Raw genomic sequence first — 23,025 nt, 5'->3', positions numbered from 1 at the left:
GAGATTGATACCTGCTTCGCAGCGTACTAGTTGGCGCACGCAACGTCAACTCACGAAGCAGCTAGTCCGCATTGCGAGCAAAACTTTGCACCGGGGGTGATATTTGCATCGCAACCTCGGCAAACTAATGAAAGTCCGCACTGCCGACAGAAGCGGCTTGTAGCTGAGTTAGGCGTTCTACAGGTTGGGCACGCATATCCGACCTCTCCATAGCTGCCCTTTTGTGCGCGCTGATTGTATTTATTGTGATGACCTCCGTTTTTACCGTGATGACCACCATTGCTATTATCCTGCATTTTTCCAAATAACCATTTGCTAAAACCCATGATGTAATTTCCTTGAAATTAGATCTAATTATTTAACCATTTTGGCAAGCATATCGCCAATTTCAGAGTACTCTTCCACAGCTTGCTTCATTGCAAGCTCTGTGCGAATCGCGTTATCAATAAAGCTGGATCTTTCCTGATCTAGATCGACAGTGTTCTTGTCTAGCGAATTTTGTGATGCTGGACGAAAGGCAACTTCTGTGTCATAAATTGATTTCATTTCAGAGCTGGGAATATGCCCCTTACTGGAGCTATTGACGGAGAGCATTTTTGCGTTGCTCCGTTCCAGCGCTCCTTTGAAATCTAAGTCCTTTGCTTGATATCCCGGTGTGTCTGCGTTGGCGATGTTGCTTGCGATAATTGCAAGTCTCTGAGCTCTTATTCTTAACGCTAAATCTTCAAAACGAACTTCACTCATTTTTCACCTCCTACAAAAAACCTCGTTCGAGATGATTTTGAATATAAAATCAATAAATATGATAGCGGAACGCTCTATTCGATTGGGTTACATATTTGTCATGTTGAAGACCGAATCTTTCTTCGCGCATTGTGCAGAGATGTCTAGCGATTTGTCATAAACATCTGTTTGAACGTTCATTAACCCAAGCACTGTATGAAAGTAGTTGTCGTGGCTAATGGTTTTATCGTTGTTTTGCTCTTTGATGCAAGATAGATCTTTTTTTACATATGCCTCCATAGAGTCGGAGAGCCATACTATCCACGGAATATTTTTCTGTACGCTGGGTGCAATTGAGTAGGGGAGACCATGAAGATAAATGTTGCTTTCGCCTAGTGACTCTCCATGGTCAGAGACGTATATCAAAGCGGTGGGGGTTGATGGAAATTTATTTTTCAACCACTCTATAGAGCTATTTATAAAGTGATCCGTTTCGACAATACTGTTGTCGTAGGCGTTTATAATCTCTTGTTGTGTACATTGCTGCAGAGATACTGATTTGCATTCGGGCTGGAAAGGCTTTCTTTGCGTGCTTGATCTCCTGTGATAGGCGGGTCCATGGCTCCCCATCTGGTGAAGTACGATCACCTTGCCTTTTTCTTCTGTATATGTTGGTGGCCATTTAACACGTTCTTCCAAAGAGTCCAGCATGGCTGAATCTTGGCAAACACCTTCTTTATCGCATAGAGGGTTGTTTGGTTGATGCTTGAATTGTTCGTTTGCGATCCTTGCGCAAATGCCCTTGCACCCGGACTGGTTGTCGAGCCAGAAGACGGATAGCCCGGCGCGACTCAAGACATCGAGCATGTTTTCGTAATTTTGTTTTCTGGAGAAATAATTTTCTCTACTCATGTGAGAGAACATGCAGGGAAGCGACTCAGCTGTACTCGTCCCGCAGGACCACGCATTTTTCGATGAAAATATATCTGTGCGTTTGGATAACTGCGGAGTGGTATTTCTTTCATACCCGTTCAATCCAAAGCTTTCTGATCGTGCAGTTTCACCGACTAGTAGTAACAGAATAGGCGCGGCTGTAGTTGCCGAAGGTGTATTTATTTTGGCGTCTTGGCCAATTTTAGAAAGCTCAACATTTGTCCGTTCTAATGGATTCGTGGCAACCTTAATTGTTGAATAAAAGGTATTTAATGGGTTTATCAGATATCTCATCTTTGTATGATTTCTCATCGTCGAGGAGAATGGTTGATAAACTAGAAATATGCACAAAATCGCAAATGCCAAGCCCGTTGCTGATAACGCAACGGAGGTAGCTATAGACCCAGCCACAGTAGTTTTCTTTACATTCGCAAGGCATATGAACGCGATTGGGACTGCAGAAAGGATAAATACGGTAAGCAGCATTTGCACACTTACAAGATCACTCGCCTCAGCCACATCCGTTTGGATTGTGTTCCTCACCATGCCGGGATCAATGACTATCCCGTAGTTCAGCATGAAGTAGCTCGTGATAGACGCAGTCAGTATCGCAAAAATCAACACCGGCTTTAACAGCCGTCCCCAGGCGAAGATTGCGATAAGTGATATATTTAATGAAGCAACTGCTGTTAGAAACCCTGTAAAGAACTTGGCATCGACACCTTCAGGCAGTTGGCTCAGAGCTTTCCACAATGGAATATTTCCAATGGTCGCTATCCATAGTCCTGTCGCAATTATTAAAAAAGCTGGGGTAACTGTCAGGTGTGCTGATATTTTTTGTAGAAAATTTTGATTATTATTTTTCATGACTAGTTCTTTTGCTTGAGGCAAACGCAAAAAGCCTTCCTCAAGAGAACGTTGTTCTAAAGAGGAAGGCATAATCAGCTTTTCTATGCGCGACTATTTTGTCATTGCTGATGACAGATAGCTACGCCTTTTGGGATGGTATATGGCCGTCGCGTTAAGCAATTTCGTACTTAACCGCCCATCGAACGCTGACGGGCGTCGCGCTCAGCAGGAGTTTCCCTCAGCAGCTCGTTAATTACTTCTTCGCGTGTCTTGCCTGTAGTAGGTTGCTTCGAGGCAGCCGGGTAAACTCCCGTATTAAAACGATTGGTGCCACCTTCACGTACAGCCGCCGCAGCTTCAGCTTGAACTTGTTCCCGGGTTTTTTCTCCCTTGAAATGCTCCGGATAGGTCTTCACCCCTGCTTCATTGTTGGTAGTGTGTTGATAGCTTTCTGCCGAAGCGGTACCAGGGAAAACGAACGCCGCCGAAGCGACCAAAGCTGCAATAAAAGATGCAGAGTAAAAACGACGGTGCTTCATTGGATTTCCTTTCAACAGAGTTTTGATTTTCTTCTCGAGATTTGGATCTATCTCAAGTCGATGGCTCTACTGTAGAGAAACGCCCCCCACAGGACGCACACATTGCAGTGACAAAGCTGTAATCTTGTTGACACAAAAAAAGGCCATGGCATTAAGCCAAGGCCTGTAAAAGGCGATCGCTATCCCAGTTACACGATCGCCACCTCGCCAGAGGACGATGTCCCACTGCCGGAGGTCCCTTGACCTTCACTTTCAGAAGGGTCGTTCCTGTGAATGAGACGGTATAGCAAAGGCAGCACTAAGAGCGTGAGGATCGTGGAAGATAGAATCCCTCCAATCACCACCGTGGCCAGGGGGCGCTGCACTTCAGCTCCAGTACCCGTGGCGATGGCCATGGGGACGAACCCAAGTGAGGCGACCAGGGCGGTCATCAAGACCGGCCGCAGCCGGGTCAGGGCTCCCTCAGTCACGGCGTCAGCTACGTTTCGACCCTCTTCACGCAATGTACGGAAGTAGGAGATCATCACCAGGCCGTTGAGCACTGCCACACCGGATAGCGCGATAAAACCCACAGCTGCCGTAATCGACAACGGGATGTCGCGCAGCCATAGCGCCAAGATGCCTCCCGTGAGCGCAAACGGAATACCCGTGAAGACGATGAGGCCGTCACGAACGTTGCCGAACATTGCGAAGAGCAGCACGAACACCATCAAAAGTGCAACGGGTACGACGATCAGAAGTCTCTGCCGAGCGGACTCCAGGTTCTCAAACGTACCTCCCCAACGGGTCCAGTAGCCAGCAGGCAGTTGCAAGCTCTCCAGGCGCTGCTCTGCTTCGCCCACAAAGGACCCGATGTCACGTCCGCGCACGTTTGCGCTGACGACGATGCGTCGTTTCCCATCCTCTCGGCTGACTTGGTTGGGACCAGGCGCTGTCTCAAAGGTCGCAACGGAAGACAAAGGAACGAAACCAACTCGGCCATCTGCTCCCTTTGGCAAGGCGATGGGAAGGCGGCTCAGCGCTTCCACGTCATTGCGGATGTTCTCCGGCAGGCGCACTTGAATGTCGAAGCGCTTATCGCCTTCGAACACGATTCCCGCTTCTCCTCCGCCCAACGCAACGCTGATGGTGTCCTGTACGTCACCCATGTTCAGCCCATAGCGTGAAGCCTTCTCACGATCAATTTGAACGGTGAGCATGGGCAGGCCTGTCGTCTGTTCAACCTTAACCTCAGATGCGCCTTGGATCTGCTGAAGCATCCCTGCCACTGTTTGGGCGTTCTTCTCCAGGACGGCCATGTCGTCACCAAAGATCTTGACGGCGACGTCGCTGCGCACGCCCGAGATCAGTTCGTTGAAGCGAAGCTGAATCGGCTGCGAAAACTCATAGTTGTTGCCTGGCACTCCGTCAGCAGTCTTCTGGATGGCAGCGAGCAGGTCATCGCGTGAACGAGATGGATCTGGCCACTGGTCCTTGGGCTTGAGCATGATGTAGCCGTCGGAGATGTTGGGAGGCATCGGATCCGAAGCGATCTCGGCAGTACCTGTACGAGCGAACACTCGATCGATCTCGGGGAACTCCTTTTTCAGAGTGTTTTCGATCTGGATCTGCATCTCCAAGGACTGCGTAAGGCTGGTGCCTGGTATGCGCAGCGCCTGTATGGCGAAATCACCCTCGTTGAGATTAGGAGCGAACTCGCTACCAAGGCGCGTCGCAAGCAGAAGGCTGAGCGCGACCGCCACGCCTGCTGCTGTCAACACCACTGCTGGAGCCGCCATAACGCGGGCAAGCACAGGCGAGTACGCCTGCCGAGCCCAGCCCATGATGCGGTTTTCCTTTTCGGCCACTTTGTCGCCCATGAACAGGGCCACAGCCGCAGGAATGAACGTGATGGACAGCAGCATGGCGCCGGCCAAGGCAATGACCACAGTCAACGCCATGGGATGGAACATCTTGCCTTCCACCCCTGTGAGGGCAAAGATGGGCAGATAGACCACCATGATGATGAGCTGGCCGAAGAGCAACGGACGCCGAGCTTCCTTGGCGGCAGCAAACACTTCATGAAACCGCTCACTGCGAGTCAAGGGGCGGCCTCGCGCTTCTTGCGCATGGGCCAAACGGCGGACACAGTTTTCCACGATCACCACGGCGCCATCGATGATGATGCCGAAGTCGAGAGCTCCCAAGCTCATGAGGTTGGCACTGACCTTGTAGTACACCATTCCGGTGAAGGTGAACAACATGGACAGTGGGATGATCAACGCCGTGATCAGCGCCGCACGCAGGTTACCCAGGAACAGGAAGAGGATGACCACCACCAGGGCGGCGCCTTCGAGCAAGTTCTTTTTGACGGTGGCAATGGCTTTGTCCACCAGGTTCGTGCGGTCGTAGACCGTTACGGCTTTGACGCCTTCGGGTAAGTTGCGGTTAATTTCCCGCATACGAATATCGACGGCCTGGGAAACCTTTCGACTGTTCTCTCCAATCAGCATGAACACCGTTCCCAGCACTACCTCGCGACCGTTGTCGGTGGCTGCGCCAGTGCGCAGCTCGCGGCCAAGGCCCACTTCTGCCAAGTCACGGATGCGAATAGGCTGTCCCTGTGCAGAGCCAACGATGACCTCACGGATGTCTGCAATGCCCTTCACTTGACCAGGCGCACGGATCAAATATTGCTCGCCTTGGCGCTCGATGTAGCCAGCGCCGACGTTTGCATTGTTGCGCTGCAGCGCAGCCACGATGTCGGCCAGTGTGAAGCCGTAGGCAGAGAGCTTCTCAGGAGAGGGCGCGACGAGGTATTCCTTCGCGTAGCCACCAATTGAGTTGATCTCAGTAACGCCTGGCACGTTGCGCAGCTGAGGTTTGATCACCCAATCCTGGATCTCCCGCAAGTCCATAGGGGTGTAGGGAGACCCATCGGGCTTTTTGGCGTTTTCCTCCGCCTCAACGGTCCAGAGATAGATCTCTCCTAGGCCAGTCGATATCGGCCCTAAGGTGGGAGACACGCCGTCTGGCAGGCTCTCTCGGGCCTGTTGCATGCGTTCGCCCACGAGCTGGCGCGCGAAGTAGATGTCCGTGCCGTCCTTGAACACTACGGTAACCTGAGACAGGCCGTAGCGCGACAGCGAGCGCGTCTGCTCCAGGTTCGGCAGTCCAGCCATCACCGTTTCTATCGGGTAGGTGACGCGCTGCTCAGTCTCCAGCGGAGAGTAGCCGGGAGCCTGGGTGTTGATCTGCACCTGGACATTGGTGATGTCGGGCACAGCGTCGATGGCCAGGCGCTGGTAGCTAAAGATGCCCAGTGCTGCCATGCCGAAAACGGCGAGCAGCACAAGCCAGCGCTGCTCAATGGCAAAGCGGATGATGCGTTCAAACATGTAGTTCTCCGGTCCCCGCCTCAATGAGCATGTTCAGCCGTGGCTTTGCCGAGCTCCGCCTTCAGGAGGAAACTCCCTTCGGCCACGTACGCTTGGCCAGGCTTGAGGCCTTCCAAGATTTCCGTATTTTTGGAGTCCGTACGTCCGATTCGAACCGGCTGTGCCCGGAAGCCGCCTTGCACTGGAACGAACACCACTGTCTTTTGGTTTTCGATGCGCTGAATTGCGGTGGACACAACGGTGAGCGCGGCTTCCTGCGAGGATGCTGTGACCTCCACATTCACAAACAGACCTGGGCGCCAGGCACCGTCTGGGTTCGGCAAGGTGATACGGGCTGGGGCAGTTCGCGTGTCCTGTCCGATGAGCGCGCCGACATAGGAGACTTCGCCCGTCGCTGCAGATTCAAATGCTGTCGCGCGAACCGTTGCCTTTTCGCCAACACGCACTGAGGGCAGATCGGGGGCGGAGACTCTCATCTCGGCCCACACAGAACGAAGGTCGGAGATCGTGAAGACTTGCGTGGTGTCCTGAACGGCCTCACCGATAGACAGGTGCTTCTCCACGATCACACCGTCAAATGGTGCCCGTAGTTCGAAGCGATTGAGCCCTGCGCCCGCGCCAGCGCCTGCACCAGTAGCTGCCAACTTTTGCTGAGCGTTGGAGACCGCGATCTCAGCTTCGCGTAGTACCTGTTGGGCCTGCAGATAGTCCTGCTCCGCCGAAACCTTTTCTTCCCAAAGCTGCTTTTCACGCTGATAGGTGGTTCGGGCGAGTGCCAAACGCTTTTGCGCGCCCAACAGTTCGCTGCGCTGCTCCGACACTGCAACGCTGCTCAGAACAGCCAGCAGCTGGCCCTTTTTAACGTTTTGACCTAAGTTGGCTGGCACGCTTTCCGCGACGCCGGCAACTCGGGGTACCACGTGAGCGGTGCGGTCTTCGTTAAAGCGAATCTCTCCAGGCAGTTGCAACACGCTACGGATAACCGATGGTCCAGCTTGAGCGGCCTTGAGGCCGGCAACCTGGATGCGTTGGGCATCCATCGGGATCAATCCTTCATCTTCGTCATGACCAGCTTCGGCGCCGGGCTTGGCGGAAGCTTCTGGCTTGGCCTTGTTGCCATCGCCCTCTTCATGATGCTCACCATCAGCATGGCCTTTGTCATCGCTGTGGGACTTGGCAGCCTTCTCCCCATGATGTTCTTGATCAGCATGGCCTGCGGCCTCGCCATGACCATGCTCCTGGGACTGGGGGGTCTTTCCGCTGGATTCGGGGGAGTTGGAGTTGCCTGATCGCAAAATCAGAGTCGCTGCGAGAACCCCTACAGACAGGATGCTCACAATCGCTATGAAGGTTGGCGTACGGCTAGAACTTGAAGAAGAGTTCGTTTTCATTTGGCGGCTCAATGGTTTACTGATCAGCTTGCGATCCGAGCAGACGTTCGAGGTCCGCGACGGAGCTATGGGTGGACAGCAGCTGGCTTAGATACTGGCTACGCGCGTCGAACCATGTGCGCTGTGCGTCCAGCACGTCGAGGTAGCTAAACTTTCCAAGTGAAAAGCCCTTCACGGCTGCTTCATAAGCAGTTTGTGCTGTGGGCAGTACTTGGGTTGATAGCTGTTGTGCAAGGCGACGGCTGGTTTCCAGTTGCTCACGGGCTTGAAACACATCTGTCTGCATCTGGACGCGCAGCGCTTGAAGCTTCTCTTCAGCTTGATCGGCAAGGCGCAGTGCTTGGATCTGGTTACCGCGGTTGGTGTCCAGCACCGGAAGTGGTATCGAAATTCCAAAAACAAGTTGGTTACGCCCCACCTCCTGCGCGCGCCTCACACCCAAGCTCAAGGTCGGATCAGGCAAGCGCTTTGCACGCTCTAGATCTGCTGATGCGCGGCTTTGCTCCAGCGTAGAGCGTGCCTGCCTGATGGATGGGGAGTCCTCCAACTGGGCCAACAGTTCCGATGCAGCAGGTGCTTCAGGAGCGATCTCGAAGGTACCAAGCGCTGGACCAAAGGAGAAGTCTTGCCCTCCTAGTAGAGCCTGCATCTGCTGCCGAGCAACACGAAGGTCCGACTCCGCTTTACCCTGCTCGAGTTCAGCACCAGACTCAGCAACCTTTGCCCTGCTTTCTTCAAGCGGAGCCACTTTGCCGGCTGCAACCCGCTTTGTTGCTGCTTCGCGGGCACTCCTAACTATCTCCAATGTTTGCTTTGCCACAGTCACCCGCTCCTGGGCAGCTAAAAGACTGTAGAAAGTTGCGCGCACGTCGGCTCTGATGTTTGCACGGGTGGCGGCCACCCCGGCTTGAGCGACGTCTCGCCCGCGTTCCGCGATGCGCATGCGCGCGTCACGCTTGCCTCCGACTTCGACCAACTGGTTCCACTGAACAGTTGATGTTTTTGTACGGCTGCGTGTATCTTCTTGCGCGTAGGAGAGCTCGGGGTTGGGGCGAGACTTGCTTTGAAGGACTGCGCCGTCGCTGGCCTCAAGTCCGAACTGAGCCGCACGCAAGCTCGGATGAGTTGCTAAGGCTTGAGCGACCGCAACAGACAATGTCAAGGGCGCCGCCGGTGCTTCGCTTGAGGCCGTCGTGAGGCTGCTTGAGCTCGTTTGTGCGGCGTGGACCAAGCCTGCCCCTACCAACATGCTGACAAGCAAGGTTTGGCAAAAGCTCGTGCGAAGCCTCTCCTTGCCACGTGTGGTTACCAAGATCATGTATGAAACTCCTGCGCAGACAGAATTCATGTTCCTGTCGGTCGCTGTAGTGCCCTGAAATATTTATGCGTAAGCGCAAGGTATGAGCGAAGGGCACTATAGAGGAGCGTTCCCGGCGGCTTCCTGATAATCAGATGACAAATTTATCATCCAACTGCCAGGGTCCTGGGATCACAATCCGCCCCATGAGAATCCTAATAATTGAGGATGATGAAAAGTTGGTAGACCAGCTGGTCGGAGGGTTGGTCGACGAAGGGTTTGCTGTAGATTTTGCACTTGACGGAATCTCGGGACTAAATAAGGCAGCCACCCAGGATTTCGATGTAATTATTCTTGATGGCCTGCTTCCTGGAATAGATGGCCTTGCTGTTTTAGCGGCTTTGAGAAAGTCAAAGCAAACTGCCGTTTTGATGCTTACTGCAAGAGATTCAGTAGAAGATAGAGTGACCGGATTGAAAAGCGGCGCTGATGACTATATGGTCAAGCCGTTTGCATTTTCCGAATTGGTCGCAAGAATAAGGGTATTGCTCCGCAGGAATTCTTCATTGAACAGTGCAACAAATGTTGCGACAATATTAAGAATGCACGACTTGGAAGTAGATCTTGCGAGGCAGCGTGCCTTTCGTGCAGGGAAAAAACTCGATCTAAGTGCGAAAGAGTATAGCTTGCTGATATTGTTGATGCGTAGACAAGGACAGGTTATTTCTCGAGCTGAGCTAGCATCTCAGGTCTGGTCAATAAATTTCGAGTCAGAGTCAAATGTCGTTGAGGTGGCCATTAGAAGGCTAAGGATGAAAATTGATGAGCCGTTTGATAAGCCATTGCTGCATACCATTCGCGGAATGGGCTATATTTTGGAATCAAGATGATTAAACGAGAAAGAGCAAAAAAGGCAACGCGCCCTTTGTCGGCGCGTTTGTCTATTTCTCTAGCTATGCAAACTATTTTTGGGCTTGGAATAGTTTGCGTGGCTGTTTATCTGGTCATATCGCAAACACTTCATATAAAGCAAACTGATGCCCTTAATGACAAGCAAATAGCGCTGGAACGCCTGCTTAACGAGAGAAAACTACACATAAATACGGAATCGTTGCAGAATTCATTGTTGGATTTTTTGAGCGGGCACGACGACTTGTCATTGGTGGTGCGAAAATATGGCGGAAATAGGGAAATTCTTTTTGAACTGCTGCGTCACAGAGAAAACACCATTGAACGCGAGTTCTCTGTGAAATTTTCAAGCCCAGGTTCAAGTCCCCAAGAAATAGCTGTAACACTCATATTGGATCGCGCCCCGGATAATATGATTTTGCGCCATTTGGCATGGACGCTTGGCATAGCAGCTATCGTTAGTACTTTGATTGTTTCTATTTCTAGCATCTGGTTGGTGAAAAAAGGGCTGTCGCCAATTAGCCTTTTGATCACACAGGCACGACAGGTATCTGCCCAAAATTTGATAAAGAGATTGGACGATAGCCAGCAGCCTCAAGAGTTGATGCCCTTAATATGGCAAATTAACGACCTCTTGGATAGATTATCTGTTGCCTACAAGCAAATGGAATCTTTTAATGCGGACGTGGCACACGAGCTTAATACGCCTTTGTCAACTCTGATAAGTAGCGCGGAACTGGCACTCCGAAAGCCGAGAACTTCGAGTGAACTGGTTGATGTTCTATCCTCTAATTTGGAGGATTTGCATAGAATGGCTAGCATAATTGCCGATATGCTCTTCCTCTCCAATGCAGATAGAGGAAATGGAGCTCAACGCATGGAGGTAAGCAGTCTCGCGGAGCTCGCTCGCGAGGTAATTGAATTCCACGAAGCATCTCTTCTGGATGCGGGTTTAGAGGTGACCATACAGGGCGAAGCAAAAGGTATCTTAGATGCGAGCTTATTGCGTCGTGCACTTTCGAATCTTTTGGGGAATGCTACGCGGTACGCCTCAAAAGGTAGCACGATAATTGTTGACATCCGAATGATTGCGTCTGGTCGAGACGTATTCACTATAAATTCCCATCGTATCCAATTGACAGTCACTAACGAAGGCCAGACTATAGATCCCGCCCACCTTCCGAGACTATTCGATCGATTTTATAGAGCAGATTCTTCTAGAACACAGGCTAGAAGTAACCACGGGCTGGGGCTTGCAATTGTTTCCGCAATAGCAAGGTTGCATCAGGGTGATGTATTCGCAAGATCTGAAGCGGGAGTGACAAGTATTGGATTGATTTTTCCACAGATCAATGATGACGCATAATTCATTGTCGTCAAATATGACATCCTGGGTGTGAGATGAGCGCGATGGCGAAGAATTATAGAGATAAAGTGTGGCGTGCAATTAAGAGTCCGGAACTTGTATTTACAATAATAATTCTTTCTGTTTTTTTTACATTGATTCTTGGTCATGAAGGCCTCAGGCTGGCAAAGCTATTGGTTTTGTACCTGCCCTATTGTTTTCTGATTTTTATTTTTACCAATAGTGGAAAGCTGTCTTGGATCGGCAAGATCTTCGTTTGGCTTGTGACCTTGACATTTTATATAGATGCAATCGCTCGATATTATCTGAGAGAGACGTATGACGCCGCGCCTGATAGCGCGCTGGTTTTAAACGCAGTGGCGAATACCAATCTTCGAGAGAGCATTGAATATGCACTTGCAAATTCAGTGTTGTTAATATGCTTGGGGTTGCTATTGTTTTTCTTTGCAGCCATTTCTTTATTTCTTTTGATATCTGTTGAATCAGCGTCGAGGAGCTACTCGAGGGCTATTTGGTACAGCGTCGTCTTGCTGATGACGTTTAGTCTGGTTGCCCATGCCAATAAGCCATGGAGGAAGTTACATCCAATAATTTTCTGGAAAAACTGGATGGAGTCGATTTCACTTGTTCAGGCAGAATGGGCAAACCAAGTTGCCATCCGTGAAGAGCAGTTCACGAGAGCGAAGGCTATGGCGCCAAAAGTTGAGCGCAAAGGAAATTCCACAATTGTTCTTGTAATTGCGGATAGTATTAATAGAGATAATTTGGGAATATATGGCTACCCACGAAATACCACGCCGATGTTATCGCTAAAGAGGAGGGATGCGGGTAAGAATATGGTCATATTCCGCAATTCTTGGTCGTTGGATGCAAGCACAATACCTGCGTTTGAACGGATGTTTTCGTTGCAGGCTGCTCCTGATAATTCATTGCACCTTTTGGCCATGGCTCGATCCGCGGGCTATAAGACGTGGTGGGTAAGCAATCATGATGATGTTGCAATTGAATCGCGGCATGCAAGCTATGCAGACATAGTCGAACTAATCAACCGCACGCCTGGTCGCTCGTCATCTTCATTGGATGGCGAGATTCTGAATATTTTGGAAGAAGCTCTAAAAGATAAGGCGAAGAATAAATTTATTATTGTGCATTTGCTTGGTGCACATCCTCATTATAATCTTCGTTACCCGAAAAATGAGAACCCGTTTGATAATACAACTGATGACGTAGATCGGGAAATGCAGGCTAAGAATAGATCCTTTTGGGTGCGTGGTTTCAGGGAGCAGTATGACGCCGCACTCTTATATCATGACTCAGTGATTTCCAAAACACTGGATCTGGTGAAAAATTCAGAAAATAATTCAGATTATCAGGCCTGGATGTACCTATCTGACCATGGTCAAGAGGTTGGACATCTACTAAATAAGGTTGGTCACAGCCCTTCAACTGAGTCTGGTTATCGTATTCCGACCATAATTTGGCGTAATAGAATTGAAAGTGATAGTCCGGATAATCTTGGTGAAAGAGGATTTAGGTCTGACTGGGCCTCCTGGACAGTTGCTGATTTACTTTCGCTGCAGTGGGAGGGAAAAATTAGTAAATTAAATATCTTGTCTGAAGACTATCAATGGATTGCTCCGAAGCTTCCATTTCCGTTGACGGAGGCCTCGCCCCGCATGGGTCCATGAGCGAGCATGGTCGTCATGCATGACATTTTGTCTTGCTCAAATTGGGCGTATGACTCTCTTGTGTGAGGTGTGCTTGATCGTGAAGCGGTAGCAGCAAAATTTCGCTCTCTTTCGCCACTGAAATTAAAGCATCCTTCGCTAGAAACGCTTAAAATTTAAAATTTGCTAGCATGCAAATTTAAGGAAAACCATGACATCCGATTACAAGACACTTCTTCAGCAAAAGGCTGAACTTGAGGCCAAGATTGCCCAGGCCCTGGCCGTAGAAAAGTCTGGCGTGGTCGCCCGCGTGCGCAGCCTGATCGCGGAATTCCACCTGACTTCAGACGACGTGTTTGGAGGCTCCAAACGTAAAGCTTCGGCAGGCGCGCCCAAGTACCGCGATCCTGCTACCGGCGCTACGTGGACAGGGCGTGGCAAGCCGCCAAACTGGATCAAGGATGCTGCTGATCGAACCTCTTTCGAGATCTGACTGGCGGTCAGGAGCGCGCGAGCTCGAGGGCACAAACGCTGTGGTCCTCAAAGTTTGTGCCGTTGATCGAACTGCCTTCCTGGCCAAGACGGGTCGCGCGGTGTGTCGTTCGAGTGCCAGACATTTCGATGAATGGCTCCTTGCTCAATCTCGACATTGCTGTCGGTTTTGACGTACAGCACTGAATCCTCAGCGATAGCCCTGTAAATTCGCATCACGATGCCGACGAGGGCGCAGCCAAGCTGAACAGCGCGCGACGCGTGACACCAGGCGCACATACAACTTGCGGTGACAGTTTTGAGCGGAATCACCAAGAGTATCCCTCCGGCCTATTTCTTCACGTCGCATCGAGCGCATCCTAGGTCTTAGGGTCGAGCGCCCATGCTAGAAAATCCGTGCAGGATGACTGGACTAGAGCGGGCGCGGATGAGGAGCGTAGCCTCGGCCGGCGGTTTCTATTGGGTCAGAGGTTCAAAAGCTCCATCATCATGGCGCGACGAAGGGCCACTCTCGCAGGGTGGCTTGGCCAGGTGGGACGCGGCCTCGGGCGATGATCTATGCGGGGTCAATACATCTAGAGTTGACCTAGTTAAGCCACGTCTGCGCTGTGAAGGGGCAGGCTAGTTTAATTCTCCTTTAAAAGATATTCGGAGATAGGCAAAAATCGGAGATCAAGAGATTAACGATTTTCTATACCCGGAGGTTCAGCTAGATACTTCGTCAGATCTGATCGATTTTAGGATGGCTGCACGAACATCTTTCGGTAAAAGCGTCGCTAGAGGTGAAGCTTGGCGGAGTTGATTTCCCCGTTCTGATTGCTCTAGAGCAAGAGCCCAGTCCCTCTCTTTTATAATTTGCATCCAGCGATCACGTAATGGCTTGGATCGGTTAGACGCGTGTTTATTCCAACGCTCGATTGTTGCCAAGGCTCTGATCGCCAAAGCGGGGTCCGCTTCAATCATTTTTATCGCCTCAAAGTGCAATAGTAGGCTTTGATGGTCTTGCTTGTCATGCGGGCCATATATCATGTTTTGCTATTTATCAAAATAAATCTATCTATAAATAAGTGGAGCTTTGCATGCCTTCAATTTGCAGATGCAAGTAATCAATTCCTTCTAAAGTGTCCAAGAGCTTTGCAGGTGATTCGCCTCCAAGTGCAGGGCATGACGAATATAGCCAACTTGCTAACCAAGTTGTTGCGTTGAATTCTTTGCTGCTACCGGATTCTTCAATTATTAGCTTAGCTCGACCAATTAAGGTGCAAAGTTTTAATATTTTCTCTGCATCGGACTTCGAAAGAAAGCTACTTTTTTTATCTTTTTTGGTAGTAAAAATCCCCAAATCGCTGATTAATATTTTTGCGGATAGATTCATTTTTTCAGCAATCTCATCAACCAAAGAGATTCTTAGCCTTGAATGAATTATGCAAATTCGCAAAAGTACTGGGGCAGTACTAATGCGAAGACACCACGAATCGCTTACGGGATTTTTTTGAATATACGCACACAAATATTCAAACTCTTCCTCGAGCTGTGATGTTGATAGCCATGCCCTCAAGAATTTCGAAGATATAGCAATATGCTTATTTTCCATTCTCGATCCATAAACGGCAGTTAGATTTAGGCCTAAATTAGGTGGCTATTTAAATATTGAAGTTTTATGTTTTTTTGACGCTATAACAAGTGCACTTTAGAAATATTTTTCGTTAGGCGTTGCTGCAATTCCAATAACTCGATCTTCGATGCTTGTAGATTCCGAGTTCGATTGCCTGAACGCCACATAAAGAAGCCAGCTACGATCATTACGCTGCCCACAATTGCCAAGGTCAGTGGTATTCCAATCAATCCAATGAATAGACCAAGGTATTTCTGAACCGTTCCTGATTTATATATCGCACGGGACTCTCTGATTTCTTCTTCAATGCCAATGCGATAAGGGTCGGCGGCATAAGTTATCCCATCTGTGTGACCTATTGCAAACAATAGGTTTTCCGCAGTTTCATTGGAAAAATCATTTCCACCAATAAAATGAGCTGTGAAATTATCTGTGCCGATGGATTTTATTAATTTGCTCTCAAGATCATTTATAACAGATACATTATGTATTCTTCCCGCATTCTGAAAATCAAGATAAGAAAATCTTTTGAAATCTTGATTGCTACGTGAAGGCCCAATTTCCAATAACCTGTCCTCTAAGACTCGCTCCTTCCACGCCCCAATTATCATCTCCATACTCCTAAAAATGAAATACCGTTGAACGGTTCATGCTCAAGACAAGAAAGACCCTGGCCATTGCGCTTATGTACGTGAAACCGTCGCTAATTATGGTTAATGCAGCAAAATAGATTTTGCTGTCTATAGACACGTGTCTAAAGTATACATTGCTGAGACAGTTGTGCAATGCGCCCCAGCACGAACCAACCACTCATGGAGGCACTCGCCTTAGAGTTGAAGGTTCGTCGCCGTGAACTGGGGTTGACGCAGGAGGATTTGGCTGGGCGATGCAACCTCGACCGCCCGTACATCAGCCTGATCGAGGTGGCGCGCAAGCAGCCCACCTTGAGCGTTTTGTACCGCCTCTCGGAGGCGCTGGAACTGCCTCTGAGCTGCTTTATGGGGCGGGTTCAAGCGCGGTACCAGAATGAGCACGCGATGAGCCAATTGACCTCAACGAATAGTGCTACCGATTCTGTCGGCGGTCCTGCCGTCGAGCAGTCGTAGTCGGGCAGGAGCCCTGCAACGGCAGGGCAGAGGATGTGCTTGCCTGCTCACCTGCTTGTAATGCAAGAGCCGTGGACTGCTCTAGGACTACGGCATGTTGCAGCCAACATCGGACGGCACGGCGGTCCGGCGCACAACTGTCACCAGTCACACCGTTTGGTACCTTTCGTTGACCCTCTTGCGTTTGGCTCCCGCGCTGATCTGGAGGCCCGGCGATCGACCAGTACCGTTTGCGATCACAGTGGGCAGGACTACCTCTCACCCCTGAACTGTCAAAGGAACCAGCCGACACGATTCACTGCCTGCAAGTACGACTCACCGTACTCCGGCGAAGCACCGCAGATTTTTGGAGAATCAAACCAGTGATCGTCCAACGGTTGTCAACCGTAAATTCAGTCACCTTGCCGGCGAACGCTGCCCCCCCTGGCGATAGCTTGTACCCACGCGATAGCGAGCCCTACTCCGGCGAAGTCACAAAAAAGTTGGTCGTGCTGGACATACCCCCGGGCTGGGCCTCCATAGACGCTCACGAATGCTTGTCTGGTTTCCCAAATCCCTTGGTACACCAGATACCCAAACCCAATCACACATGCCAGTGTCACGATGGATGAAAAGGGAAGATGCGCCTCCGGGTCTGGGTCCAATGCAAGACCTAAGCGAAGGACCAACCCCAAGAGAATCATTGTGCCCAGATAGAAAGCGGAGGCCGCGAGCAGCGTGTATGAAAACCCTGCCAAGAGGTGCTCCACGGCAGCCGTGAGATCCGGCCCTACGAGATGCCGCAACGGTTTGCCCCAGGGTGAGCGGAGCCATATAGCCGCGCCCATGGCCAAGAGGGCAACTGCTGACGCCTTAATGCTTTTTTTGAACACCGGATTTGTCCGAATGGGACTGATGGGGAAAATCATGGCACTCCTTGAGGACTTGAAGATTGGCGGGTATCAGGGAGGTATATATAATCGACGTGATACGTGACCAAAAGCTATTCTGTTTGAGACTTTAATGCCATGAAAATGGCATCGATTCGGTTGCGATGGAGATCTGCATTTGACGTTCCAGCTCGTCAGTCAGACGAAATTTGGAGCAGAAAGCCGGCGCGCGACCGAGAAAATGGTGGCGCGTTCCGCGGGGTGGTCCAGCTCGTGCTGGAAGTCCTTCCGTGAGGAGGGTCTCCGTACATATGAAGGCCAGAGATTGCCTTGGATAGACCAATCCTCTGTTGCTGTGAAGTGTTCACAACTGGAGCACTTCTATGCTTAGACTGACTGCCTAAGTTGGATGCGAGCTGACCCGTTCCATTGAGATAGCCCCCTGATCCGGCCCCGTCCTATCGCTTACTGGCGCAACTGCCAGCGGCCTTCGAGCACTTCAACGAGGTGCATCCACATTTTTCGCTGAAAATGCGTTCGCTTCGGGAGCTCAGGCGGCAACAGGCTGCAGGGGCTGAGCAGGCGCTTTTTTGCGAATAGGGCGGGGGCCGGGAATACGGAGGCAACATCACCATGTTCAAATGGGCTGGTTGGTCTAATTCAGAGGGTAATAGTCTGCCCAGCTTAGCGAAATCAGTTCCGGAACAAACGCGGCAGGTGCTATGAGCCTTGTTCTTCGCGGTTGGGGGTCGCGCCTCAGCGACCGTTGCGATTTGCTGCTGCTGCCATTTCAGCCAGAAACGGGCCGTCTGATGCAGAGCTGCTCTCGATAAGAAACTCGTCGCGATTCTTGTCCAAAATCCAAGTAGGCGGCTTGCCTCGCCCCGTCCAGGTGGCGCCTGTCCGGTGATCCCGATACTTGGCAACACCTTGTTCTTTTTCTTTGAGGGGCAGCAAGGGGAAGATCTGTTGAGAGGTGAAACCGAACTCATTGACCAGTTCTTGCACTCGACGCAATGCGACAGTTGCTTCGGATTTTTTTGCTTTGGCGATCTCTACTTCGAGGGCGGCCTTGGTGGCGAGCAGCTCAGTCAAATTCATGGTCGTACCTTGGTTGGTGTGCGAGCGCCATCTTGCGCCGCGCCACGAATTATCCGGCTTACTCTGGGTGCGTATGTCGGGCGCACCTGAACACTGAGTCTATTTCGATCTGAAAATTCCGCCGGCACCAATGACAGGTGACCAGCAGCTCTGTACAGGCGCTCTTCTACGGCAGAAGTCGGCCAGAAGCTGACATCGGGCCTGCGCCTTGGCTTATCGACCCTCCCTACGGTATCAGACGATGGCGTCCCAGTCCGGCGCGAACGGCGGCCGCACGTAGCGTTGGTCTTTCGGCAAAGCCGCGATGGCCTGGCGGTCCTCGTCATCCAGTTGCACCGCCAGCGCTTCCAGATTCGCCGCCTGGCTTTCCGCGCGCCGAGCCTTGGGGATGGCGATGACGCCGTCCTGATCCAGCAACCACGCGATGGAGACCTGCGCCGCAGAGGCGCCGTGCTTGCGGCCTATGGCCACCAGCGTTTCGTCCGATGCAGCCCTGCCCTGCGCCAGCGGCGCGTAGGCCGTGAGAGGAATGCCCCAGGATCGCAGATAGGCCAGAAGGCGCGACTGGTCGAGGAAGGGGTGGTACTCGACCTGGACCGTGGCGATGGGCGCGTGCAGGTCCTCCAGGGCTTGTCGCAGCATCGGCAGATTGAAATTGCAGACGCCCAACGCCCGGATGCGGCCTTCGGCCTGCAAGGCCTCGAGCGTGGACAGAACCAAGCGCATGTCCATGCCTGCGGAGGGCCAATGCACCATGTACAGGTCCAGCACGTCCAGCTGCAACTTGGCCATGCTGGCATCGAAGGCGCGTCGGATGGCGTCTGCGGAGCTCAACTGGTCATGCCAGATCTTAGTCGTGACAAAGAACGCTTCTCGCGCCAGTCCGGAGGTCGCCAGTGCAGCGCCGACCGATGCCTCGTTCTCGTACATCGCCGCGGTGTCGATATGGCGGTAGCCGGCCGCCAGGGCGCTTTCCACCACCGGCTGGCATTCGTTTCCCGGCATGCGGAAAGTGCCGAACCCCAGCCGCTCCATCGCTATGCCCTGCGTCGCAATCCGTTCCATGTTGAGTCCTTTGAGTTGGTGCCTGACTGGCACGATGGAACGAATTCTGGCGAATACTCCCGCTCTATGCGATAGCATGAAAGGCATGAGATTGATGACTGCCAGGCATGCCAGGTTTTGACGTTCGTATGCTGGACGGCATGCGTGTAGTTGCGGCCATCGTGGATGCCAGGTCTTTCGCCCGCGCTGGTGAGGTGCTGGACATGACCCAGTCCGGCGTGAGCCGCGCGGTGGCGCGCTTGGAGCAGGCGCTGGGCATCCGGCTCCTCGACCGCAGCACCCGTTCGGTCCGCCTGACGGATGAGGGCCGCCGCTTCTACGAGCAGGCCCTGCCGCTGCTGACGGGCCTGGAAGAGCTGGCCCGCGATACGGCACAGGGCGCTGCGACCGTGCGCGGCCGGCTACGCGTGAATGTGAACCCGTTCTTTGCGCACCAGGTGCTGGGTCCTCGGCTGGGTGACTTCCTGGAGGCGCATCCCGAGCTCCAGGTCGAACTGGTAGTGCGTGACCTTTTGGGTGACATGGTGACGGAGGGATTCGATGTTGCCATCCGCTTCGGGGAGCCGACTGAGTCCGGCCTAGTCTCGCGCAAGCTGCTCGAGACCCGTATCATCACGGCGGCTTCACCCACCTACCTGGCGCGCTTCGGCTACCCTGCGGCGCCGAAGGACCTGAGCGGCGGCCGGCACCGCTGCATCCAGTACCGGGACCCGCGCAGCGGCAGGACCTTTCCCTGGGAGTTTCACGGGCCGCGCCGCAAACTTGTGCTGGACCTGAGCGGGCAGCTGACGGTCAACGATGCCGCAACGCTGCAAAGTGTCTGTTGCGCCGGCTATGGCATCGCCCAGCTAATGGCGCTGGGAACGGAGCCCCTATTTGCGGACGGCCGGTTGGTCGACCTTTTTCCGGCCTGGTCGAAGGAACGCTTCCCGCTGCATGCGCTCTATCCTACCCGCGCCCACCTGCCGCCCAAGACCCGCGCCTTCATCGACTTCGTTGTTGCCTGTGCCGGTAGCTCGCCGTGACGGCGGCGATGTAGTGGCTCCGGCATAGAGTCATCCGGCCCATGAAGCATAAGCTCTTTCTGTTCGAACTGGACGACAAGCTTCTGGGCTCCCAAGCGCCGCACTATGCGGCTTTAGCAGACGGGCGGGAAATATTGCCGCTTCTAAAGCTGCAGCCGCGTGATGGCTTGGCCCGACCGGCGTTAGATTCCGTTCAGGTCTGGCTATGTCAGCTTTGGGCGGCGGATTCAACCGGCCGATGCGACACATTGATTGGGCTGCTGCCGGTTTCGATGACACCTTGTTAAGGTGGCAGATGAAACCGGAGGTGGTTAATGGAGAGAAGAAGGACATTCAGTCGCGAGTTCAAACTCGAGGCGGTCAAACTGGTCGTTGAGCGTGGCGTGTCTGTGGCCCAGGCAGCCAAAGACTTGGACGTTCACGAGAACGTGCTGCGCAAGTGGGTGCGTGAGCTGAGGCAGGAGCCTCAGGAGGCGTTCCCTGGCAACGGCAAACAAAAGGCGCAGGATGCTGAGATAGCACGGCTGCACAAGGAAGTGGCCAAGCTCAAGATGGAGCGCGACATATTGAAAAAAGCCGCGGCCTACTTCGCGAAGGAGTCGATGTGAAGTTCGGCTTCGTGGCGAAACACCGAGGGGCCTGGCCGGTCAATCTGATGTGCGAGGCGCTCGGTGTCTCGCGAGGCGGCTTCTACGCCTGGCTCACACGACCCAGGAGCCGGCGTAGCCTCAGCGACGAGGTGCTGGGTGCGCAAGTGCATCAGAGCTTTGTACGCAGCGACCGCACCTACGGCGCACGCCGTGTGTGGCACGACGTGCTGGAGCAAGGCCAGACCTGTGGGCTGCATCGTATTGAGCGGCTCATGCGGGAGCAGGCGCTGCGTGCGAGACCGCGAAGGCGTGGACTACCCAAGGACCGTGGCGCGCGTGGTGCTGTGGCTGACAACGTGCTGGACCGTCAGTTCCAGGCAGATGGTCCGAACCAGAAATGGGTGGCCGACTTCACCTATATCTGGACGGCAGAAGGCTGGCTTTACGTAGCTGCGGTACTGGACCTGTACTCCCGTCGAATCGTGGGCTGGTCGATGCAGGAGAGCATGACCTCGCAGCTCGTGGTGGACGCGCTGATGATGGCTGTGTGGCGCCGGGGCAGGCCAGTGGCACTGCTGCACCACTCGGACCAGGGTAGCCAATACACAAGCGAGCACTTCCAGAGGCTGCTGGACGAACAGGGCATCACTTGCAGCATGAGTCGGGCTGGCGAGGTCTGGGACAACTCGGCCATGGAGAGCTTCTTCAGTTCTCTGAAGACCGAGCGCACGGCCCGTAAGGTGTACAGGACACGAGGCCAGGCCCGCTCAGATGTGTTCGATTACATCGAGTGCTTCTACAACCCGACGCGTCGGCATTCGACGCTCGGATATCTCAGTCCCGTACAGTTCGAGCAAGCTCAAGAAGCTTAGGTCGGTGTCAACGAGACCGGCAGCAGCCCAATGGCTGCATTTTTGTTGTAATTGACGCAAATTCATCATAGTTGCTTGCAAATTTGGTGGAATGTGGCGGTAACTATGTTCGTGCCCACCTGGCGAGATCTCGCAGTCCCATCACGGAGTACTGTTTCTGGACGAATTCCCCGAGTTCGCACGCAGCGCGCTGGAGGCGCTGCGCGAGCCGCTGGAGACCGGCCAGATCACCATCGCCAGAGCCGCCCAGCGCTGCGAATTCCCCGCGCGCTTCCAGCTCGTCGCGGCCATGAATCCCTGCCCCTGCGGCCATTGGGGGTCGACGGTGCAGCGCTGCCGCTGCACGCCCGACAAGGTGGCGCGCTACCAGGCGCGCATCAGCGGCCCGCTGCTGGATCGCATCGACCTGCATGTGGAAGTCGGCGCCCTGCCCCCGCAGGAGCTGCTGGCCGCGCGCTCGGGCGAAACCAGCGAGGCCGTGCGCGAGCGCGTGGTCCAGGCCCGCGCGCTGGCCCTGCAGCGCCAGGGCAGTGCCAACCACCAGCTCCAGGGCCAGGCCCTGGACGACCACCTGGGCCTGTCGCCCGAGGCCCTGGCCTTCGCCCACAAGGCCGCCGCACGCCTGGGCTGGTCGGCCCGCAGCACCCACCGCGCGCTCAAGGTGGCGCGCACCATTGCCGACTTGGCCGGCAGCGCGGCTGTGGAGACCGGGCATGTGGCCGAGGCCATGCAGTATCGGAGGGTGTTGCGGTTGCCTTCATGAGGATCTGCATTGGACGCGGTTGCATGGTTGTCGGAATTATTTCTGATATTCCGAAATTTCCTCCTGAATGAAACGAAGTACTCCTGAATTTCGGAATATTGGAAATTGTTTTGAAAATTCCCTAAGAAATCCTAGAATTTCGGAATATCAGAAATAAAGCCAATTCATCCATGCCGTCTTCCACGCCCATGAACGGCCCGCAGCAGGATCCCCTGCAGCCCGGGGCCGTGGTCATCGCTGACCTGTCCAGGCTCGGCGCCCAGATCCGTGCCATGCGCAAGGCCCAGCACCTGCGCATCGATGACACGGCAGCCCTGTGCGGCGTGTCGCTGGATCTGCTCTCCCGTCTGGAGAACGGCAAGGGCGGCGTGGGCTCCGACAAGCTGCTGGCCGTACTCGACGGGCTGGGTCTCGCCATGGTCATCGCGCCCAAGCAGGACGCCCTGATGGCACGACTTCCACGGGCCTGAAGCGCA

The 23,025-nt window shown here is 53.2% G+C and carries 20 protein-coding genes and 2 pseudogenes; 11 read left to right on the top strand and 11 right to left on the bottom strand.

Annotation, left to right across the window (positions count from 1 at the left end):
• Nucleotides 1-50: 50 nt before the first annotated feature.
• From U6958_RS03345 to U6958_RS03315, 7 genes are all read right to left on the bottom strand, one after another.
• Nucleotides 51-296: a double zinc ribbon domain-containing protein gene (locus U6958_RS03345; protein ID WP_227468485.1), complete on the bottom strand. Its 246-nt coding sequence runs from the start codon at nt 294-296 to the stop codon at nt 51-53.
• 58 nt (nt 297-354) lie between these two features.
• Complete coding sequence (flgB, locus tag U6958_RS03340) at nt 355-744, bottom strand: flagellar basal body rod protein FlgB (RefSeq protein ID WP_016448630.1); 390 nt, start codon at nt 742-744, stop codon at nt 355-357.
• An 87-nt stretch (nt 745-831) separates the two neighbouring features.
• A complete protein-coding gene (locus tag U6958_RS03335; protein ID WP_244160582.1) occupies nt 832-2,595 on the bottom strand; it encodes a phosphoethanolamine transferase in 1,764 nt (587 codons plus the stop codon).
• A gap of 98 nt (nt 2,596-2,693) precedes the next feature.
• Nucleotides 2,694-3,044, bottom strand: coding sequence for a DUF4148 domain-containing protein (locus U6958_RS03330; RefSeq protein ID WP_074923973.1), 351 nt, complete (start codon nt 3,042-3,044; stop codon nt 2,694-2,696).
• Nucleotides 3,045-3,232: 188 nt separating this feature from the next.
• Nucleotides 3,233-6,421, bottom strand: coding sequence for an efflux RND transporter permease subunit (locus tag U6958_RS03325; RefSeq protein ID WP_016448632.1), 3,189 nt, complete (start codon nt 6,419-6,421; stop codon nt 3,233-3,235).
• A gap of 20 nt (nt 6,422-6,441) precedes the next feature.
• Nucleotides 6,442-7,812: an efflux RND transporter periplasmic adaptor subunit gene (locus tag U6958_RS03320; RefSeq protein WP_034399519.1), complete on the bottom strand. Its 1,371-nt coding sequence runs from the start codon at nt 7,810-7,812 to the stop codon at nt 6,442-6,444.
• A 16-nt stretch (nt 7,813-7,828) separates the two neighbouring features.
• Complete coding sequence (locus tag U6958_RS03315) at nt 7,829-9,130, bottom strand: TolC family protein (protein ID WP_016448635.1); 1,302 nt, start codon at nt 9,128-9,130, stop codon at nt 7,829-7,831.
• A gap of 185 nt (nt 9,131-9,315) precedes the next feature.
• On the opposite strand from U6958_RS03315, the gene U6958_RS03310 reads away from it, so the two are divergent.
• The 4 genes from U6958_RS03310 (at nt 9,316) to U6958_RS03295 (ending at nt 13,544) form a co-directional block, all read left to right on the top strand.
• Nucleotides 9,316-9,999 carry a response regulator gene (locus U6958_RS03310; protein ID WP_016448636.1) on the top strand — a complete coding sequence of 228 codons (684 nt, stop codon included), beginning with the start codon at nt 9,316-9,318 and terminating at the stop codon, nt 9,997-9,999.
• Nucleotides 9,996-11,384: a heavy metal sensor histidine kinase gene (locus U6958_RS03305; RefSeq protein WP_016448637.1), complete on the top strand. Its 1,389-nt coding sequence runs from the start codon at nt 9,996-9,998 to the stop codon at nt 11,382-11,384. Before U6958_RS03310 ends, U6958_RS03305 begins: the two co-directional genes overlap by 4 nt.
• Before the next feature lie 44 nt (nt 11,385-11,428).
• Nucleotides 11,429-13,072, top strand: a complete 1,644-nt coding sequence (locus tag U6958_RS03300) for a phosphoethanolamine transferase (RefSeq protein ID WP_016448638.1) — start codon at nt 11,429-11,431, stop codon at nt 13,070-13,072.
• 190 nt (nt 13,073-13,262) lie between these two features.
• A complete protein-coding gene (locus U6958_RS03295; RefSeq protein ID WP_016448639.1) occupies nt 13,263-13,544 on the top strand; it encodes an H-NS family nucleoid-associated regulatory protein in 282 nt (93 codons plus the stop codon).
• A gap of 1,056 nt (nt 13,545-14,600) precedes the next feature.
• Here the strand turns inward: U6958_RS03295 and U6958_RS03290 are convergent.
• Both U6958_RS03290 and U6958_RS03285 read right to left on the bottom strand, forming a co-directional pair.
• Nucleotides 14,601-15,137: an antitoxin Xre/MbcA/ParS toxin-binding domain-containing protein gene (locus tag U6958_RS03290; RefSeq protein WP_080650055.1), complete on the bottom strand. Its 537-nt coding sequence runs from the start codon at nt 15,135-15,137 to the stop codon at nt 14,601-14,603.
• An 80-nt stretch (nt 15,138-15,217) separates the two neighbouring features.
• The gene (locus U6958_RS03285) at nt 15,218-15,724 is read right to left on the bottom strand and encodes a hypothetical protein (RefSeq protein ID WP_155524709.1); all 507 of its coding nucleotides are present in this window, start codon (nt 15,722-15,724) and stop codon (nt 15,218-15,220) included.
• A gap of 246 nt (nt 15,725-15,970) precedes the next feature.
• On the opposite strand from U6958_RS03285, the gene U6958_RS03280 reads away from it, so the two are divergent.
• Nucleotides 15,971-16,264: a helix-turn-helix domain-containing protein gene (locus U6958_RS03280; protein WP_227468481.1), complete on the top strand. Its 294-nt coding sequence runs from the start codon at nt 15,971-15,973 to the stop codon at nt 16,262-16,264.
• Between the two features lie 1,334 nt (nt 16,265-17,598).
• Nucleotides 17,599-17,733: pseudogene (locus U6958_RS03275) on the top strand (IS3 family transposase); the annotation flags it as partial.
• 156 nt (nt 17,734-17,889) lie between these two features.
• On the opposite strand, the gene U6958_RS03270 reads toward U6958_RS03275, so the two are convergent.
• Together U6958_RS03270 and U6958_RS03265 are read right to left on the bottom strand one after the other, a co-directional pair.
• Nucleotides 17,890-18,234, bottom strand: coding sequence for an H-NS family nucleoid-associated regulatory protein (locus U6958_RS03270; protein ID WP_016448641.1), 345 nt, complete (start codon nt 18,232-18,234; stop codon nt 17,890-17,892).
• A gap of 234 nt (nt 18,235-18,468) precedes the next feature.
• Nucleotides 18,469-19,299 carry an aldo/keto reductase gene (locus U6958_RS03265; protein WP_016448642.1) on the bottom strand — a complete coding sequence of 277 codons (831 nt, stop codon included), beginning with the start codon at nt 19,297-19,299 and terminating at the stop codon, nt 18,469-18,471.
• Between the two features lie 107 nt (nt 19,300-19,406).
• Between U6958_RS03265 and U6958_RS03260 the strand changes: the two genes are divergently transcribed.
• The 5 genes and pseudogenes from U6958_RS03260 to U6958_RS03240 all read left to right on the top strand — a co-directional run bounded on the left by U6958_RS03260 (nt 19,407) and on the right by U6958_RS03240 (nt 23,019).
• Nucleotides 19,407-20,324 (top strand): LysR family transcriptional regulator, encoded by a 918-nt coding sequence (locus U6958_RS03260; protein WP_034399526.1) that lies wholly within the window; start codon nt 19,407-19,409, stop codon nt 20,322-20,324.
• Between the two features lie 41 nt (nt 20,325-20,365).
• Nucleotides 20,366-20,611 carry a hypothetical protein gene (locus tag U6958_RS03255; protein WP_143044703.1) on the top strand — a complete coding sequence of 82 codons (246 nt, stop codon included), beginning with the start codon at nt 20,366-20,368 and terminating at the stop codon, nt 20,609-20,611.
• Nucleotides 20,612-20,638: 27 nt separating this feature from the next.
• A protein-coding gene (locus U6958_RS03250) for an IS3 family transposase (protein ID WP_089577556.1) occupies nt 20,639-21,786 on the top strand; the annotation gives its coding sequence in 2 pieces (ribosomal slippage) (nt 20,639-20,900 and nt 20,900-21,786; 1,149 coding nt in all).
• 118 nt (nt 21,787-21,904) lie between these two features.
• Nucleotides 21,905-22,549, top strand: a pseudogene (locus tag U6958_RS03245) (ATP-binding protein); the annotation flags it as partial.
• Between the two features lie 170 nt (nt 22,550-22,719).
• Nucleotides 22,720-23,019 carry a helix-turn-helix domain-containing protein gene (locus U6958_RS03240; RefSeq protein WP_016448653.1) on the top strand — a complete coding sequence of 100 codons (300 nt, stop codon included), beginning with the start codon at nt 22,720-22,722 and terminating at the stop codon, nt 23,017-23,019.
• Nucleotides 23,020-23,025: the final 6 nt, after the last annotated feature.

It is taken from the genome of Delftia lacustris (genome assembly GCF_040267515.1).
Taxonomy (GTDB): domain Bacteria; phylum Pseudomonadota; class Gammaproteobacteria; order Burkholderiales; family Burkholderiaceae_C; genus Comamonas; species Comamonas tsuruhatensis.
This window is presented reverse-complemented; position numbering and strand designations above follow the sequence as displayed.

Coding starts and splice junctions, on each gene's coding strand:
- U6958_RS03280 (WP_227468481.1), top strand. CDS start 15,971: ATGGAGGCACTCGCCTTAGAGTTGAAGGTTCGTCGCCGTGAACTGGGG.
- U6958_RS03270 (WP_016448641.1), bottom strand. CDS start 18,234: ATGAATTTGACTGAGCTGCTCGCCACCAAGGCCGCCCTCGAAGTAGAG.
- flgB (WP_016448630.1), bottom strand. CDS start 744: ATGAGTGAAGTTCGTTTTGAAGATTTAGCGTTAAGAATAAGAGCTCAG.
- U6958_RS03290 (WP_080650055.1), bottom strand. CDS start 15,137: ATGGAAAATAAGCATATTGCTATATCTTCGAAATTCTTGAGGGCATGG.
- U6958_RS03315 (WP_016448635.1), bottom strand. CDS start 9,130: ATGATCTTGGTAACCACACGTGGCAAGGAGAGGCTTCGCACGAGCTTT.
- U6958_RS03240 (WP_016448653.1), top strand. CDS start 22,720: ATGCCGTCTTCCACGCCCATGAACGGCCCGCAGCAGGATCCCCTGCAG.
- U6958_RS03295 (WP_016448639.1), top strand. CDS start 13,263: ATGACATCCGATTACAAGACACTTCTTCAGCAAAAGGCTGAACTTGAG.
- U6958_RS03260 (WP_034399526.1), top strand. CDS start 19,407: ATGCCAGGTTTTGACGTTCGTATGCTGGACGGCATGCGTGTAGTTGCG.
- U6958_RS03265 (WP_016448642.1), bottom strand. CDS start 19,299: ATGGAACGGATTGCGACGCAGGGCATAGCGATGGAGCGGCTGGGGTTC.
- U6958_RS03330 (WP_074923973.1), bottom strand. CDS start 3,044: ATGAAGCACCGTCGTTTTTACTCTGCATCTTTTATTGCAGCTTTGGTC.
- U6958_RS03255 (WP_143044703.1), top strand. CDS start 20,366: ATGAAGCATAAGCTCTTTCTGTTCGAACTGGACGACAAGCTTCTGGGC.
- U6958_RS03345 (WP_227468485.1), bottom strand. CDS start 296: ATGCAGGATAATAGCAATGGTGGTCATCACGGTAAAAACGGAGGTCAT.
- U6958_RS03325 (WP_016448632.1), bottom strand. CDS start 6,421: ATGTTTGAACGCATCATCCGCTTTGCCATTGAGCAGCGCTGGCTTGTG.
- U6958_RS03335 (WP_244160582.1), bottom strand. CDS start 2,595: ATGCCTTCCTCTTTAGAACAACGTTCTCTTGAGGAAGGCTTTTTGCGT.
- U6958_RS03310 (WP_016448636.1), top strand. CDS start 9,316: ATGAGAATCCTAATAATTGAGGATGATGAAAAGTTGGTAGACCAGCTG.
- U6958_RS03320 (WP_034399519.1), bottom strand. CDS start 7,812: ATGAAAACGAACTCTTCTTCAAGTTCTAGCCGTACGCCAACCTTCATA.
- U6958_RS03300 (WP_016448638.1), top strand. CDS start 11,429: ATGGCGAAGAATTATAGAGATAAAGTGTGGCGTGCAATTAAGAGTCCG.
- U6958_RS03305 (WP_016448637.1), top strand. CDS start 9,996: ATGATTAAACGAGAAAGAGCAAAAAAGGCAACGCGCCCTTTGTCGGCG.